Below are 14,707 nucleotides of genomic sequence, written 5' to 3' on the forward strand. Positions count from 1 at the left end.
CGCCGATGGCAATCGAGATCGCCATCGAGACGCCGCTGCAGGACGACGTGCGCGGCCTGGTGAAGGAACTCAACGAGACCTTGCTGGAACTGACGCCGCCGGAGCATTGTTACCACCTGACGGTCGAGCAGATGGCAGGCCAGGACACGACCGTTTTCATCGCCCGCGACAATGGCATCGCTATCGGTTGTGGTGCGCTGAAGCGCCACGACGATGCCATTGGCGAGGTCAAGCGCATGTATACGCGGCCTTCGCATCGCGGTCGCAAGATCGGCGCCAGCATCGTCGAGCGGGTCGAGGCGCTGGCGAGGCAGGAAGGGCTGAAGCGGCTGGTGCTGGAGACGGGCGATCGTCATCCTGCCGCCTGGGCCGTCTATGAACGTGCCGGGTTCTCGCGCTGTGGACCGGTGCTGGATTATCCCGATTCCGAGTGGTCGGTTTTTTACGAAAAGAGCCTTTGATGAGCGACCTGACCCAGCTGACGATTTCGCAGGCCCGCGCCAAGCTGCGCGGCAAGGAAATCACCGCGACCGAGATCACCGAGGCCTATCTCGCGGCGATCGACCGCGCCAATCCGGCGCTCAATGCCTATGTCGCGGTGACCGGCGACAGAGCGCGCGACATGGCCAAGGCGTCCGACGCCAGGCTGATCAAGGGCGAGGGCGGGGCGCTGGAAGGCATTCCGCTGGGGATCAAGGACCTGTTCGGCACCGAAGGCGTCCATACCCAGGCCTGCAGCCATGTGCTCGACGGCTTCAAGCCGCGCTACGAATCGACCGTCACCGCTAATTTGTGGTCGGACGGCGCTGTGATGCTGGGCAAGCTCAACATGGATGAGTTCGCCATGGGCTCGTCCAACGAAACGTCCTATTACGGCCCGGTCATCAACCCGTGGCGCCGCTCGCGCCTCGACACGGTGGTGATGCCAACGACGCATCAGGGCGACGGCGGCTTCGTCTCGTCCGGCGGCACCAGGACACAGCGCAGCCTGGACAATGCACAGCTGGTGCCGGGCGGTTCTTCCGGCGGCTCGGCCACCGCCGTCTCGGCCTTCCTGTGCGCCGGCGCGACAGCGACCGATACCGGCGGCTCGATCCGCCAGCCGGCCGCTTTCACCGGCACCGTCGGCATCAAGCCGACCTATGGCCGCTGCTCGCGCTGGGGCATCGTTGCCTTCGCCTCGTCGCTCGACCAGGCCGGCCCGATCGCGCGTGACGTGCGCGACGCCGCGATCATGCTCAAATCCATGGCCTCGGTCGATCCGAAGGACACCACTTCCGTCGACTGGCCGGTGCCGGACTATGAGGCGGCGATCGGCAAGCCGATCAAGGGTATGAAGGTCGGCATTCCCAAGGAATATCGCGTCGACGGCATGCCCGAAGAGATCGAGGCGCTGTGGCAGAAGGGCATTGTCTGGCTCAGGGATGCCGGCGCCGACATCGTCGATATCTCCTTGCCGCACACAAAATACGCGCTGCCGGCCTACTACATCGTGGCGCCGGCGGAAGCTTCCTCCAACCTCGCTCGCTATGACGGCGTCCGCTACGGCTTGCGTGTGCCGGGCAAGGATATCGTCGACATGTATGAGAAGACCCGCGCCGCCGGCTTCGGCCGCGAGGTCAAGCGCCGCATCATGATCGGCACCTATGTGCTGTCGGCCGGCTACTACGACGCCTATTATCTGCAGGCGCAGAAGGTACGCAACCTGATCAAGCGCGACTTCGAGAATGTCTTTGCCGCCGGCGTCGATGTCATCCTGACCCCGGCGACGCCGTCCGCCGCCTTCGGCATCGCCGACGAGGACATGGCCGCCGATCCGGTCAAGATGTATCTCAACGACATTTTCACGGTCACCGTGAACATGGCAGGCCTGCCGGGCATCGCGGTGCCTGCCGGCCTCGACCCCAAAGGGTTGCCGCTTGGCCTGCAGTTGATCGGCAGGCCGTTCGAGGAAGAAACGCTGTTCCAGACCGCCGCCGTCATCGAGCAGGCGGCCGGTACATTTCAGCCGGACAAGTGGTGGTAGTGGTATCGCTCGTCTGAAAGGGTGAGCAATGTTCTACTATCTTTCCAAGGTCTTCTGGTTCTTCATCCAGCCGCTTAACCTGACGATCTTCCTGCTTCTGGCAGGGCTGATCGCCGGCATGGTCGGCCGGCGGCGGCTGGCCGTCACTGGCAGCGTGCTGGCGTTTCTGATCCTTGCGCTATCCGCCTGGACCTCGCTCGGCGCCATGATGCTCAACCCACTTGAAGAACGCTTTCCCCGCCCGCCGCTGCCGCAAAAGGTCGACGGCATTGTCGTGCTCGGCGGCGGGTTCGAGGGCGGGATCAATTTGGTCCGCGGCGGCTATGAATTGAGCAGCGGCGGCGACCGCATGGTCGAGACCGCAATCCTCGCCCGGCGCTTCCCGCAGGCCAAAGTGGTCGTATCAGGCGGAAACGGCTCGCTTTTCCTTGATGGCGAGGGCGACGCCGACACCGCACCCCGCCTGCTCGTCCCGCTCGGTGTATCGGCCGATCGTCTTGTCCTCGAGGACAAGTCCCGCAACACCTACGAAAATGCGGTCTTCAGCCGCCAACTTGTCGACCCGAAGCCGGGCGAGACCTGGCTGCTGGTGACCTCCGCCTTCCATATGCCGCGGGCCAAGGCGCTGTTCGACAAGGCTGGGTTTCCAACCGTCCCATGGCCGGTCGACTATCGCACCTCGGGCAAGGAAGGTGTCGGCTTGTTTCGTGACAATGCGGCCGATTCACTGGAGAATACGACCATGGCGATCCGCGAATGGATCGGGCTTTTCGCCTATTGGCTTTCGGGCCGCATCGATCAGCCTTTTCCAGCACCTGGCGGCTGACCGATGACGGCGCGCCGCGCCGCCGAGAAGAACTGGCGCCGCACCAGCACGGCCAGCAGCAGAAGCGTCGACAGCACGAAGACCAGGGGATCGACGAACCAGCCGAGATAGCCGATCGAGAAAAACACACCGCGCAGGCCCGAGTTGAAATGCTTGCCGGCCAGCATGTTCATCTGCGTCGCGCGCCACACCGCCGTTTGCGTGACCGGATTGCGCGAGGCTTCGCCGTGCGGGATCGGCACGGCGCCGATCAGGATCGAGCAATAGTTGAACAGCCGGTAGGCCCAGCCGAATTTGAAGAAGGAAAAGGCCAGGATCAGCACCAGTCCCAGCACCTTGATCTGAAAGGCCGGGCGTGACGGCGCCCCGCCGAGCGGCAGATTGCTCAGCACTTCAAGCACCCGGTCGGACGCACCGAGCAAGGCAAAGCAGCCGCCAAGCGCGATCAGCGAACTCGAAGCGAAGAAGGCGGTTCCCTGCTGCAGGCCGCTCATGATGGCGGTGTCGACGATGCGGATCTCGCGCTCGGCCATGGTGCGCATCCAGGCCCCGCGCTGCGCATTCATCGCCGTCGTCAGCGACACGCGGCTGACCAGCCTGCCGTCGGAAGCGAGCGTGTGCAGCAGCCACGCCATCAGGAAGAGGGCCAACGCCCCGAGATCGGCCGTAGACAGATAGGAGGAATCACCCATGGGCTGAATTTACCACATCCAGCGCGGTCGCTTCGATGCCGGCTACCGCGAACGGCAGCAATGTCGCTGCCGGAGCAAACAAGGTCGGCAGGTGCTGCGCCGCGATTGCCAAAAGAGCGGAAACATCCGGGGAATTCCTATATGTAGTCCCCGACGCGACTCCAGGAGACAACGTGTTCCTTTCGGTTTTCGACCTGTTCAAGATCGGCATCGGCCCCTCCAGCTCGCACACGATGGGGCCGATGACGGCCGCCGCCCGCTTCCTGGACGAGATCCTCAATGGCGATTGGCCGCGGCCGGCCGGTGTCGCGGTGGATCGCGTCGGCGCCAGCCTGCACGGGTCGCTCGCCTATACCGGCATTGGCCATGGCTCGGACCGCGCGGTGGTGCTTGGTCTAGCCGGCCTGACACCGCAGACGGTCGACCCGGATCAGGCCGATGGGATTGCTGGCCGCATCGCTGCTGAAAAGCGCCTTTCGCCGCCCGGCCATCCATCCTATCGATTTGACCCGGCCGCTGATCTGGTGCTCGACCGCAAGACGCCGCTCACGGGTCACGCAAACGGCATGGCGTTCTATGCCTACGATGCCAGCGACCGCCTACTGCTCAAGCGCATCTACTATTCGATCGGCGGCGGCTTCGTGGTTTCGGAAGAAGAGCTGCAGCGGATGAAGGCCAAGGGGTCGGTGACGACCGAAGGCAAGAAAGTGCCGTATCCCTTCAAGAACGCCGTCGAGATGTTGAAGATGGCGAGCAAGAGCGGTCTTTCCATTGCCGAGATGAAGCGCGTCAACGAGGAAATGCAGATGTCGCGCGAGGAGCTCGACTCCGGCCTCGACGCCATCTGGGGTGCGATGAAGAGCTGCATCGATCGCGGCCTGTCGCAGGACGGCATCATGCCGGGCGGCCTGAAGGTGAGGCGCCGTGCGCGCATGCTGCACGACAAGCTGCAGGAACAGTGGCAGCAGAACAAACCCAATCCGTTGCTCGCCAATGACTGGCTGTCGATCTACGCCATGGCCGTCAATGAGGAGAATGCGGCCGGCGGCCGCGTCGTCACCGCGCCGACCAATGGGGCAGCCGGCACGCTGCCGGCGGTGCTGCGCTACTGGCTGCATTTCCATCCCGAGGCCGACCAGCCGAGCATCCGCGACTTCCTGCTGACGGCCGCCGCCGTCGGCGGCATCATCAAGACCAATGCCTCGATCTCGGGCGCCGAGGTTGGCTGCCAGGGCGAGGTCGGTTCCGCTTCGGCAATGGCCGCAGCCGGATTGTGCGCCGTCATGGGCGGCACGCCCATGCAGGTCGAGAATGCTGCCGAAATCGCGCTCGAACACCATCTCGGCATGACCTGCGATCCGGTCGGCGGGCTGGTCCAGGTGCCGTGCATCGAGCGCAATGCACTCGGCGCGGTCAAGGCGGTGACGGCCGCGTCACTGGCGATCAAAGGCGACGGCGTCCACTTCGTACCGCTCGACGCGGCGATCGAGACCATGCGCCAGACCGGCCTCGACATGAACGAGAAGTACAAGGAAACCAGTCTTGGCGGGCTCGCCGTCAATGTCGTGGAGTGCTGAGGGACTGGCCTAAACCGGCGCTGTGGAGAAGTCCGTCAGGCCGTTGACGTCCCGGCGCTCCGGACTAACCTTAGCGGATGGCTCTCAATCTCTTAAAACTGTGCGTCGGCTGCGACAGCGTCGAGGATCTCGAGGAATGGATCGAGTTCCGTCTCGACGAACGGCGCCGCGCCGGCGAACCGGCCGAACACTGGCACACCACCCGCATGGTGCCGACACGTGGCGCCGAGATCACCGATGGCGGTTCGCTCTACTGGGTGATCAAGGGTAGCGTGCAATGCCGCCAGCTCGTCACCGAGATCCGGCCGTTCACCGACGACGAAGGCATCGGCCGCTGCCATCTGATGCTCGATCCGCAGGTCGTGCGCACCGACTGGCAGCCACGCCGGGCCTTTCAGGGCTGGCGCTACCTGAAGCCGTCGGAAGCGCCCCTCGACCTCGGCAAGGGCAAGGCCGGGCTGGTCGAGATGCCGCCGAAACTCAGGCGCGAGCTTGCCGATCTGGGGTTGCTGTAGACTATCGCGCAACAGCGTTGTCTGTTCCGGCTCGGTTTTCCTGGCCCTCCATCTGGCTTCGCACTGGACTTGCAAGCAGCGAGGCAACGCCGCATCTTGAAATTCATGCGCGATGAAAGCTGTCGAACTCGACTGGGAATCGCGGCGTTGGCGGAGCCAGCTCGCATGGCGGACATCTTGCTGTCCAAGCGAAGGCCATGATTACGGCGCAGAAAAAGTGTTTGATGAAATGAAGCGGCTGTCCAGACGGGCAGGGAATCCGCAGGGCGGTGGGAAATGTTAGGCGCAATTATCGTCCTGGTCGCATTGCTGCTGGTGCTGCTGATCGCAGCCACGGCATTTCTTCGCGCCGATCCGGCCAGCCTCGCGAGCACAACCAGAACTCTGGGGCCGATCCTGCTGGCGCTGGTGGGTGGCGCCGTGCTGCTGGTCGGGCGAAGCGGAATCGGCGGCGTCATGCTGTTCGTGGCAATCGGCTGGTATTTCGCCACGCGTACGAACCAGCCTGATGTCGGCTTGGCGCCGGGAAAACGCTCAACGGTGCGGACGGCAGCGCTCGAAATGGAACTCGATCACAATACGGGCGGCCTCGAAGGGCTGGTTCTGGCCGGCCGCCATGACGGCAAGATGCTTGGCGCGATGGGCCTTGCGGAGTTGCAGCGTCTCTACCGCGAACTCTCCGGCGATGCGGAGAGCCGCCAGCTGCTAGAGACGTATCTTGACGGCAGATTTCCCGTCTGGCGCAAAAACACTGAGACGAACGGTGGCGAAGGGCTGGGTGTTGCGCCAGGTCCGGGCGCCATGACTAAGCAGGAGGCCTACAAGATCCTTGGTCTTGAAGCGGGGGCCGCCGCGGCGGATGTCCGCAAGGCGCACCGCCGCCTGATGCAGCGCCTGCACCCCGATATCGGCGGCACGTCTTTCCTGGCGGCGCGAATCAACGAAGCCAAGGACGTCTTGCTCTCCAATCACAACTAGTCTCCTTCGACGCAAAAAATTTCCGGGAGATCGCTTCCACGCCGTCCTACTGCTGGACGGCGTAGCACTCGATTTTCTTCTTCTTCAAAGCGGTACAGGCCTTCCAGGCGGCGTCCTTCGAACCGAAGCCGCCGAAGCGGGCGCGGTAATAGGTGACCCCATCCTTGTCGAAGGCGACGGTGAAGCCTGAAGCATCGGCCAGCAGCTTGGGCGCCTGCTTGGTGGTCTTGTCGAGAAAAGCCTGGGCTTCCGCCTGCTTCGGCGAAGAGGCAACCTGGATGGTCCAGCCCGACGGCACCGACGCGGTGTTGACCGGATCGACAGTTGGCGTCGGCTCGACAGCCGGCGGCGTCGGCTCGGCATAGGCAGCCACGACCTGTGCGGTGGCGACCTTCGGCGCAGCGACGATGACGGTCTTCACCTTCTTTGCCGGGACAACCAGCTTGGGTGCTTCGGCCTCGGCACTCTCTTCATCATCACCTTGATCATCACCCTGCGCAACAGTCGCGTCTTCGGCGACTGCTGTGTCATCGGCGCTGGCGACGGCCACCGGCTTGTCGTCCGGGGTCGGCGCGTCGTGCTTGGGCAGGAGAACCTTGGCAAGCGCCTTGATCGGATTGCTGCTGCTGTCAGCCTTGGCAACCAGATCGCCACCGCCGCGGGTCGAGGCCCTCGGCATGTAGGTGTTGATCAGGTTCGCCATCTGGTTGTCGCGGCTGCCGCCCGAGGTGCCGCCCATGACAACGGCGACAAGGCGGCGGTTGCCGTCATTAACCGACGAGACGAGATTGAAGCCCGAGGCGCGGGTGTAACCGGTCTTGATGCCGTCGACGCCCTTGATGCGTCCAAGCAGCCGGTTATGGCCGTTGATGCGCTGGCGACCATAGAGAAAGGAGCGCTGCGAGAAATAGCCGTAGTACTGGGGAAAATGCTCCCTGAGCGCGATGCCGAGCGTGGCCATGTCGCGCGCGGTGGTGAACTGGCCGGGGTCGGGCAGGCCGTTGGCGTTGCGGAAGACGGTGCCGTTCATGCCGAGCTGCCGCGCCTTGGCGGTCATCATGCGGGCGAAAGTGGGTTCATCGCCGCCGAGCATTTCACCGAGCGCGGTGGCCGAGTCGTTGGCCGACTTGGTGACGATCGACAGGATCGCGGTCTCGACCGAGACCGAGCCGCCCGGTTTGACGCCGAGTTTCGTCGGCGCCTCGGCGGAGGCATGGGCCGAAAACACGACCTGCGAATTCCTGCTGATCTTGCCTTTCGCCATCGCTTCGAAGGTCAGATAAAGCGTCATCATCTTGGTCAGCGACGCCGGATAGCGCCTGCCGTTGGCATCCGCGGAGTACAGCACCTTGCCGGTCTTGGCGTCCACGACAATGGCCGCCGGCCGCGCTGCCAGCGACGAGGCAACGTCGGCGCAAACGAAGGTCAACGCCAAGGCGAGGACCATGATCGCTTTGAGGGGGGAGGTGGATTTGGAAACGATGCCCAACAACGCCTGACGCACTGATATTTCCCTTGAATTCTTCGTTGCGTTGGAGGCGGCAAAGGGTCCTGCCTCACTTCCAGCCAAGCTAGCGGGGCAGCGTTACCAATCCGTTTATGGTAACCGCCGCGTTCACCATTTTCTTCGGGCTTGAAACGAGCTTTATTTGATTTTTAGCCATTGCCTGCGCAGGCGGCCTCCGCGCGCCGACGAAATATTGACTTTTGTGCGGCGCACAATATATTACGGTGCGTTGCACAAGGGCGCCCCTGAAGAAGGACGCCTCAACCGTCAAGGGAATCGTGAAATGACCCAGACCTATGAGGACTTCAGCAAATACGGCAAGGACTTCGCCGACACCGGTTTGAAGAGCTTCGCTTCGCTGTCCAAGGGCGCTCAGGCGATCGCCACCGAGGCCGGTGAGTACACCAAGAAGAGCTTCGAAGCCGGCAGCGCCGCAGTCGAGAAGCTGTTTTCGGCCAAGTCGCTGGACAAGGCGATCGAGATTCAGTCCGACTACGCCAAGCAGTCCTACGAGGCGTTCGTCGCCGAGGCCACCAAGATCGGCGACCTCTATGCCGAACTCGCCAAGGAAGCCTACAAGCCGTTCGAATCGATCGTTGCCAAGGCGAAGTAATTTCGCCTAGGCGAAATGATCTTCGCCTGACAAATCAAAATCCGGCCTCTTGGGGCGTGGACAAAACCCGGTCGCGGAAGCGTGGCCGGGTTTTTTCATGTCAATTTCGGGTTTGCGGCCGCGTAGCGCTTCACGATTGCGAAAATCAGCCAAGTTTGGGCACCTAGCCATATTGTCAGCTAACCAGAAGGGCTTAAAATCGTCCATCGAACACCTACATGTCGAACTCGCATGGGGATTCGAAAGAGGCAGGATTACGTGACGATCGGTTTGACTGCCACGAGACAAGTGGCGCGGATGGCAAACGGCGGCGGCGACGGCAATGAGGCCGGCCGCGGGACAGCCGTCATCACGCGCACCAAAACCAAAACCAAGAAGCCCAGCCTTTACCGGGTCCTCATCCTCAACGACGACTACACTCCGATGGAGTTCGTGGTTCACGTGCTGGAGCGTTTTTTCCAGAAGGATCGCGAAGCCGCCACACGCATCATGCTTCATGTTCACAATCATGGGGTGGGCGAGTGCGGGGTCTATACATTCGAGGTGGCCGAGACCAAAGTGTCTCAGGTCATGGATTTCGCCCGACAGAATCAGCATCCGCTGCAATGCGTGATGGAGAAGAAGTGAGGTAACATGCCGGCTTTCTCCCAAGGCCTGGAAAAGGCGCTTCACCAGGCGCTGACGCTCGCCAATGAGCGGCACCACGAATACGCAACCCTTGAACACCTGCTGCTCGCGTTGATCGACGACACCGAGGCGGCCGCCGTCATGCGCGCCTGCAACGTCGATCTCGACGAGCTGAAGCACACTGTTCTCACCTATATCGACACCGAGCTCGACAATCTGGTCACCGGCTACGACGAGGATTCCAAGCCGACCGCCGGCTTCCAGCGCGTCATCCAGCGCGCGGTGATCCATGTGCAGTCGTCGGGCCGCGAGGAAGTTTCGGGCGCCAACGTGCTCGTCGCCATCTTCGCCGAGCGCGAGAGCCATGCCGCCTATTTCCTGCAGGAACAGCAGATGACCCGCTACGACGCGGTCAACTACATCTCGCACGGCATCGCCAAGCGCCCCGGCGCATCGGAAACGCGCTCGCCGCGCGGCGCCGATGACGAGCAGGGCGGCCAGAACGGCGCCGAGCCACAGGAGGAAGGCGGCAAGAAGAAGCAGCAGCAGGACGCGCTGACAGCTTATTGCGTCAACCTCAACAACAAGGCCAAGGCCGGTAAGATCGATCCGCTGATCGGCCGTGAGTCGGAGATCAACCGCACCATCCAGGTGCTGTGCCGCCGCTCCAAGAACAACCCGCTCTATGTCGGTGATCCCGGCGTCGGCAAGACGGCGATCGCCGAGGGTCTCGCCAAGCGCATCGTCGAGGGCGATGTTCCCGAAGTGCTGCACAACGCCACCATCTTCGCGCTCGACATGGGCACGCTGCTGGCCGGCACGCGCTACCGCGGCGATTTCGAGGAGCGACTGAAGCAGGTCGTCAAGGAACTCGAGGATTATCCGGGCGCTGTTCTGTTCATCGACGAGATCCACACCGTGATTGGTGCGGGTGCCACGTCAGGCGGCGCCATGGACGCGTCGAACCTGTTGAAGCCGGCTTTGTCGTCTGGTGCGATCCGCTGCATCGGCTCGACCACCTACAAGGAATTCCGCCAGTTCTTCGAGAAGGACCGCGCTCTGGTGCGGCGCTTCCAGAAGATCGACGTCAACGAGCCGACCATCGAGGACGCCATCGAGATCATGAAGGGCCTCAAGCCCTATTATGAGGAATTCCACAAGGTGAAGTTCACCAACGAGGCGATCAAGGCTTCGGTGGAACTGTCGGCGCGCTACATCAACGACCGCAAGCTGCCGGACAAGGCGATCGACGTGATCGACGAGACCGGCGCCTCGCAGATGCTGGTGCCGGAAGCCAAGCGCAAGAAGACCATTGGCATCAAGGAGATAGAAGCCACGATCGCCACCATGGCGCGCATTCCGCCGAAGACGGTTTCGGCCGATGACGAGAAGGTGCTGCAGGGCCTCGATATCGAGCTGAAGCGCGTCGTCTATGGCCAGGACACCGCCATCACTGCGCTGACCTCTGCCATCAAGCTGGCCCGTGCCGGTCTGCGCGAGCCGGAAAAGCCGATCGGCTCTTACCTGTTCTCAGGCCCGACCGGCGTCGGCAAGACTGAAGTCGCCAAGCAATTGGCTGCCTCGCTTGGCGTCGAGCTGATCCGCTTCGACATGTCGGAATATATGGAACGCCACACCGTTTCGCGGTTGATCGGTGCGCCTCCCGGCTATGTCGGCTTCGATCAGGGCGGCCTGTTGACCGACGGTGTCGACCAGCATCCGCACTGCGTGCTGTTGCTGGACGAGGTCGAGAAGGCACATCCGGACCTGTTCAACATTCTGTTGCAGGTGATGGACCATGGCAAGCTCACCGACCACAACGGCAAGCAGATCGACTTCCGCAATGTCATCCTGATCATGACCACCAATGCGGGCGCATCCGATGCGCAGCGCGCGGCGATCGGTTTCGGTTCGACAAAGCGCGAAGGCGACGATGTCGAGGCGATCAACCGGTTGTTCACGCCGGAGTTCCGCAACCGTCTCGATGCGATCATCCCGTTCGGTTCGCTGCCGGTCCCGGTCATCCATCAGGTGGTGCAGAAGTTCGTCATGCAGCTCGAGGCGCAGCTCTCCGAGCGTGGCGTCACCTTCGACCTATCGCCGGATGCGATCGCCTGGCTCGCCGACAAGGGCTATGACGAGCGCATGGGCGCGCGGCCGCTCGGCCGTGTGATCCAGGAGCACATCAAGAAGCCGCTGGCCGATGAAGTGCTGTTCGGCAAGCTCAAGAAGGGCGGCACGGTGCGCGTCACCGTCGAGAAGAAGGAGACCGGCGAGACCGGCCTGAAGCTCGAATCGCTGGCCGACGAAGCGCCGGTGAAGCCGAAGAAGGAAGAACCGGAAGACGCGCCGCAGCCGCCCAAGGCCGTGGTGTCCAAGAAGCCTGTCGCAAAGAAGCTCGTGGCGCAGAAGCCGGAGCCCAAGGGCAAGGACGGCGGCAAGCGCAGCCTGGTCCCGCAACTGCCCCGCAAGGGCTGATGGGCACTCACTCGAAAGAAGCCCCGGCAACGGGGCTTTTTTCATTTGGACAATGGGGTGGCTATGCCAGGCCAGATCATCATCCTCAACGGCGCGCCGCGGTCGGGAAAGTCGAGCATCGCCCGAGCCATCCAGGAAAGCTTCGATGGCGCATGGATGAACCTGGGCGTCGACAGCTATGAACAGATCACGCCGCCGCAACTTCGCCCGGGAATAGGGTTGCGCCCTGGCGGCGAACGCCCGGACCTCGAAGTTTTTGTGCCGCGTTTGTACGCAGCCCTCTACGAATCGATCGCGGCGCACAGCCGGCTGGGCCTGAACGTCGTGACCGATGTCGGCCATCACGACGCCTATTCGAAGCCCCTCGATTGTCTCGCCGACTGCGCGCGCGGTCTCGCCGGCCTGCCGGCACTGCTTGTCGGCGTGCGCTGTCCGATTGAAATCATTATGGAAAGACGAGCCGCCAGCGAGGCGGGCAAGGGCTATGTCACCGGCTCTTCAGACGATCCCGTGCCTTTGCCAGTGCGCCTGTGGCAGGAGGCGGTGCACCAGCCGGGCCTATACGATCTCGAGGTCGACACCTCGGTCCTCAGCCCAGAACAGTGCGTGGATGCGATCCGTCAGCGCCTGCGAGACGGCGTGCAGCCAAGGGCGATCGAACGGCTGGCTCAAGTCGCCGCCTAACGAGGTGCGGGTCAGCTTCCGAGCGCCGCGCGTATTTTTTCGGCGTTCCCGGCCAACACTTCGGGTTTCTCCATCCCACCGCTATGCGGCTTCAGCGGCACGCCGTCGAAGCGCGGGATGACATGGACATGCAGGTGATAGACGGTCTGCCCGGAGGCCGGCTCGTTGAACTGCAGGATGGTGACGCCGTCGGCACTGAGCGCCTTCGTCACGGCAAGCGCCACTTTCTGGACGACCGTGAAAAGCGGGCCGAAGGTCGACGGATCGGCATCGAGCAGATTGCGCGACGGCGCCTTTGGCACTACCAGGATGTGGCCCGGTCCCTGCGGCATCACATCCATGAAGGCAACGACGGCGTCGTCTTCGTAAACGCGGTGCGAGGGGATTTGTCCACGCAGAATCTTGGCGAAGATGTTGTCGGTGTCATAGGCGGCTTCAGCCATGGCGAACACTCCGGATTGTGCCTCGCCGTCTCGTGTAGCGAAGCTCTATCGGAGCGGCAAGACGATGTGGCCGGCGATCAGGCGAGATCGACCATGCCAGCTTCGACAAGCGCGCGATGGAAGCGTCTTTTGCGCGGTGACGTACTATCGAAATAAGGGGCGGCGCAGTCGTTCAACAAGGCGGCCCGCGTGGCGAACACCGGATCGAGCGGAAGCCTGGCGGCCAGCAAGGTCAGCGTCGACAGGAAAGCGCAATCGAGGACCGGCGGAGCCGCAACATCGTCCGGCAGCCTGCAGTTGACGGCCTCGATGCCATAAAATGTCTGGCGCAGCGCCGGGTCGGAAGGCCGCAGCCCGGTAAGCGCTGTGGTGAAGGACGGCTGGTGGTCGCCATAGCGCACGATGATCGCCGGTTGGCCGTTCAACAGGATTTCGAGCCGTCTGCGAAAGGCTACATAGGCTGCGACGCTCTCGGCCAGCCGCACGGCATATTCGCCATAGGAGGGAATGCCGGTTGCCGCGATGGTCTCGCGGCGGAGCTCCGCATGACGCTCGATTGGAAAGATACGGCGGCGGTGGTCGCCATGGTTCATCAGGGTCGCGATCGAAAGGAAGCACGGTCTGCCGGCGGCGACGCGGCTCGAAAGTTGGTCGAGCGCGTGGTCGTAGAGCTGTTCGTCGTGATTCTCCCGCCTCCAGCGTTCGGCGTCGAACGGTGGCGGCAAGGTTTCGGCATAGCCGACCTCGTCAAACCCGATCGATTGGTAGAACCGTCCACAATTGACGAAGGAAGGCCGGTCGCAGCTGATATGGGACACGTTGTAGCCGATGCCGCTCAGCGTGGAAGGAAGCGTGTGCCGCACGCGTCCGCTCAGAAGGTGATAGACGTAGCGGCTGTCATTGCCGAACGAGAGCGAGGAGAGGCCCGTCAGCACCGAAAACTCGGTCTGCAGCGTGCTGCCGCCGAAGACGTCGACATGCAGCGCGCCGGACAAAGCGTCCGGCAGTGTGAAGAAGCGCTTGGACGCGTCATCTATCGCTATGCCGAGCCGCCTCGGGTCGAATGTCGATTCGTGCAGGATCATGATGATGTGTGGCGGTCGTTCGTGCGCCGGTCGGCTTGCCGGCACCGGCGGCAAGAGCGGCAACGGCTCCGGATCGATGTCGACGAAAGCCGGACGACGCGACGGCCCCGCGCCGAGCCATGAGGCGACAAATGCGGAAAGGTGGAACCGGCCGTCGGTCAGATGGCGGAAGCGAAACCGCTTGGGGCCGCCGCTTGCCCAGAAGACACACAGATAGACAATGGCAGCCGCGCTGAACACGCTAAGGCGCTGCGGGAGCGGTATCGCCGGTTCGGCGAGCATCTGTGCCAGGACAATGATCCCCAGGACGATGGTGATCATGGCCGCGAGGGCAGGGATCGTCATACGCGCATGGTCGGCCAGCACGCCGCGAAAACTGCTTGTTGCGAGATGATAGATGTCGCCGGCAAGGAAATTGAAGCCGAGATAGCGATGCTTCAGCTTGGAAACGATGCCGATGATCGCCGTCAGCATCACCGCCGCCCACAAGGCGACGATATTGCCCGGAAACAGCAGATGCGTGAGGCCGAAAAGGAGAAAAAAGGTCGCGAAGCCGAGAGGCCAGGACGTGTGCTTGCCTTCCAGCCAGGCAACCAACGTCGGCGCAGCCACGAGCCCCGCCGCACCAAACCATTGCCCGACACCCAGAGATGCCA

Annotated in this window: 14 protein-coding genes; 10 read left to right on the plus strand and 4 right to left on the minus strand. The window is 62.9% G+C overall.

All coding sequences use genetic code 11. The annotated features are described in order from the left end of the window. Positions 1-5 precede the first annotated feature (5 nt). The 3 genes from HGP13_RS21075 to HGP13_RS21085 are packed head-to-tail and all read left to right on the plus strand — an operon-like array spanning position 6 to position 2,852. On the plus strand, positions 6-461 hold the full coding sequence (locus HGP13_RS21075) for a GNAT family N-acetyltransferase (protein ID WP_172228756.1): 456 nt from the start codon (positions 6-8) through the stop codon (positions 459-461). Then, on the plus strand, positions 461-2,026 hold the full coding sequence (locus HGP13_RS21080; RefSeq protein ID WP_172228758.1) for an amidase family protein: 1,566 nt from the start codon (positions 461-463) through the stop codon (positions 2,024-2,026). The genes HGP13_RS21075 and HGP13_RS21080 overlap by 1 nt, the downstream gene beginning before the upstream one ends. A 28-nt stretch (positions 2,027-2,054) precedes the next feature. After that, positions 2,055-2,852, plus strand: coding sequence for a YdcF family protein (locus HGP13_RS21085; protein ID WP_172228760.1), 798 nt, complete (start codon positions 2,055-2,057; stop codon positions 2,850-2,852). Here HGP13_RS21085 and HGP13_RS21090 read toward each other — a convergent pair. Beyond that, on the minus strand, positions 2,825-3,544 hold the full coding sequence (locus HGP13_RS21090; RefSeq protein WP_172228762.1) for a DUF599 domain-containing protein: 720 nt from the start codon (positions 3,542-3,544) through the stop codon (positions 2,825-2,827). The two genes, HGP13_RS21085 and HGP13_RS21090, sit on opposite strands and share 28 nt — an antisense overlap. Positions 3,545-3,717: 173 nt before the next feature. On the opposite strand from HGP13_RS21090, the gene HGP13_RS21095 reads away from it, so the two are divergent. The 3 genes from HGP13_RS21095 (at position 3,718) to HGP13_RS21105 (ending at position 6,614) form a co-directional block, all read left to right on the plus strand. Next, positions 3,718-5,121 carry an L-serine ammonia-lyase gene (locus HGP13_RS21095; protein WP_172228764.1) on the plus strand — a complete coding sequence of 468 codons (1,404 nt, stop codon included), beginning with the start codon at positions 3,718-3,720 and terminating at the stop codon, positions 5,119-5,121. Positions 5,122-5,198: 77 nt separating this feature from the next. Beyond that, complete coding sequence (locus tag HGP13_RS21100) at positions 5,199-5,636, plus strand: DUF1489 family protein (protein ID WP_172228766.1); 438 nt, start codon at positions 5,199-5,201, stop codon at positions 5,634-5,636. A gap of 276 nt (positions 5,637-5,912) precedes the next feature. Then, the gene (locus tag HGP13_RS21105; protein WP_172228768.1) at positions 5,913-6,614 is read left to right on the plus strand and encodes a DnaJ domain-containing protein; all 702 of its coding nucleotides are present in this window, start codon (positions 5,913-5,915) and stop codon (positions 6,612-6,614) included. Positions 6,615-6,660: 46 nt separating this feature from the next. Here HGP13_RS21105 and HGP13_RS21110 read toward each other — a convergent pair whose 3' ends face one another. After that, complete coding sequence (locus HGP13_RS21110; protein ID WP_172228770.1) at positions 6,661-8,118, minus strand: D-alanyl-D-alanine carboxypeptidase; 1,458 nt, start codon at positions 8,116-8,118, stop codon at positions 6,661-6,663. 286 nt (positions 8,119-8,404) lie between these two features. Here HGP13_RS21110 and HGP13_RS21115 point away from each other — a divergent pair, with 286 nt between their 5' ends. The 4 genes from HGP13_RS21115 to HGP13_RS21130 all read left to right on the plus strand — a co-directional run bounded on the left by HGP13_RS21115 (position 8,405) and on the right by HGP13_RS21130 (position 12,523). Then, a complete protein-coding gene (locus tag HGP13_RS21115) occupies positions 8,405-8,734 on the plus strand; it encodes a phasin family protein (protein WP_172228772.1) in 330 nt (109 codons plus the stop codon). 297 nt (positions 8,735-9,031) lie between these two features. Beyond that, a complete protein-coding gene (clpS, locus tag HGP13_RS21120; RefSeq protein ID WP_027029050.1) occupies positions 9,032-9,361 on the plus strand; it encodes an ATP-dependent Clp protease adapter ClpS in 330 nt (109 codons plus the stop codon). A gap of 6 nt (positions 9,362-9,367) precedes the next feature. Beyond that, positions 9,368-11,839 (plus strand): ATP-dependent Clp protease ATP-binding subunit ClpA, encoded by a 2,472-nt coding sequence (clpA, locus tag HGP13_RS21125; RefSeq protein ID WP_172228774.1) that lies wholly within the window; start codon positions 9,368-9,370, stop codon positions 11,837-11,839. A gap of 63 nt (positions 11,840-11,902) precedes the next feature. Further along, positions 11,903-12,523, plus strand: a complete 621-nt coding sequence (locus tag HGP13_RS21130; protein WP_172234797.1) for a chloramphenicol phosphotransferase — start codon at positions 11,903-11,905, stop codon at positions 12,521-12,523. Between the two features lie 11 nt (positions 12,524-12,534). Here the strand turns inward: HGP13_RS21130 and HGP13_RS21135 are convergent, their stop codons facing one another. Next, complete coding sequence (locus tag HGP13_RS21135) at positions 12,535-12,966, minus strand: HIT family protein (protein WP_172228775.1); 432 nt, start codon at positions 12,964-12,966, stop codon at positions 12,535-12,537. 77 nt (positions 12,967-13,043) lie between these two features. After that, complete coding sequence (locus tag HGP13_RS21140) at positions 13,044-14,663, minus strand: sulfatase-like hydrolase/transferase (RefSeq protein ID WP_172228776.1); 1,620 nt, start codon at positions 14,661-14,663, stop codon at positions 13,044-13,046. Positions 14,664-14,707 lie beyond the last annotated feature (44 nt).

The sequence above is a fragment of the Mesorhizobium sp. NZP2077 genome, from assembly GCF_013170805.1.
Lineage (GTDB): Bacteria > Pseudomonadota > Alphaproteobacteria > Rhizobiales > Rhizobiaceae > Mesorhizobium.

Coding starts and splice junctions, on each gene's coding strand:
- HGP13_RS21075 (WP_172228756.1), top strand. CDS start 6: ATGGCAATCGAGATCGCCATCGAGACGCCGCTGCAGGACGACGTGCGC.
- HGP13_RS21080 (WP_172228758.1), top strand. CDS start 461: ATGAGCGACCTGACCCAGCTGACGATTTCGCAGGCCCGCGCCAAGCTG.
- HGP13_RS21085 (WP_172228760.1), top strand. CDS start 2,055: ATGTTCTACTATCTTTCCAAGGTCTTCTGGTTCTTCATCCAGCCGCTT.
- HGP13_RS21090 (WP_172228762.1), bottom strand. CDS start 3,544: ATGGGTGATTCCTCCTATCTGTCTACGGCCGATCTCGGGGCGTTGGCC.
- HGP13_RS21100 (WP_172228766.1), top strand. CDS start 5,199: ATGGCTCTCAATCTCTTAAAACTGTGCGTCGGCTGCGACAGCGTCGAG.
- HGP13_RS21105 (WP_172228768.1), top strand. CDS start 5,913: ATGTTAGGCGCAATTATCGTCCTGGTCGCATTGCTGCTGGTGCTGCTG.
- HGP13_RS21115 (WP_172228772.1), top strand. CDS start 8,405: ATGACCCAGACCTATGAGGACTTCAGCAAATACGGCAAGGACTTCGCC.
- clpS (WP_027029050.1), top strand. CDS start 9,032: ATGGCAAACGGCGGCGGCGACGGCAATGAGGCCGGCCGCGGGACAGCC.
- clpA (WP_172228774.1), top strand. CDS start 9,368: ATGCCGGCTTTCTCCCAAGGCCTGGAAAAGGCGCTTCACCAGGCGCTG.
- HGP13_RS21130 (WP_172234797.1), top strand. CDS start 11,903: ATGCCAGGCCAGATCATCATCCTCAACGGCGCGCCGCGGTCGGGAAAG.
- HGP13_RS21135 (WP_172228775.1), bottom strand. CDS start 12,966: ATGGCTGAAGCCGCCTATGACACCGACAACATCTTCGCCAAGATTCTG.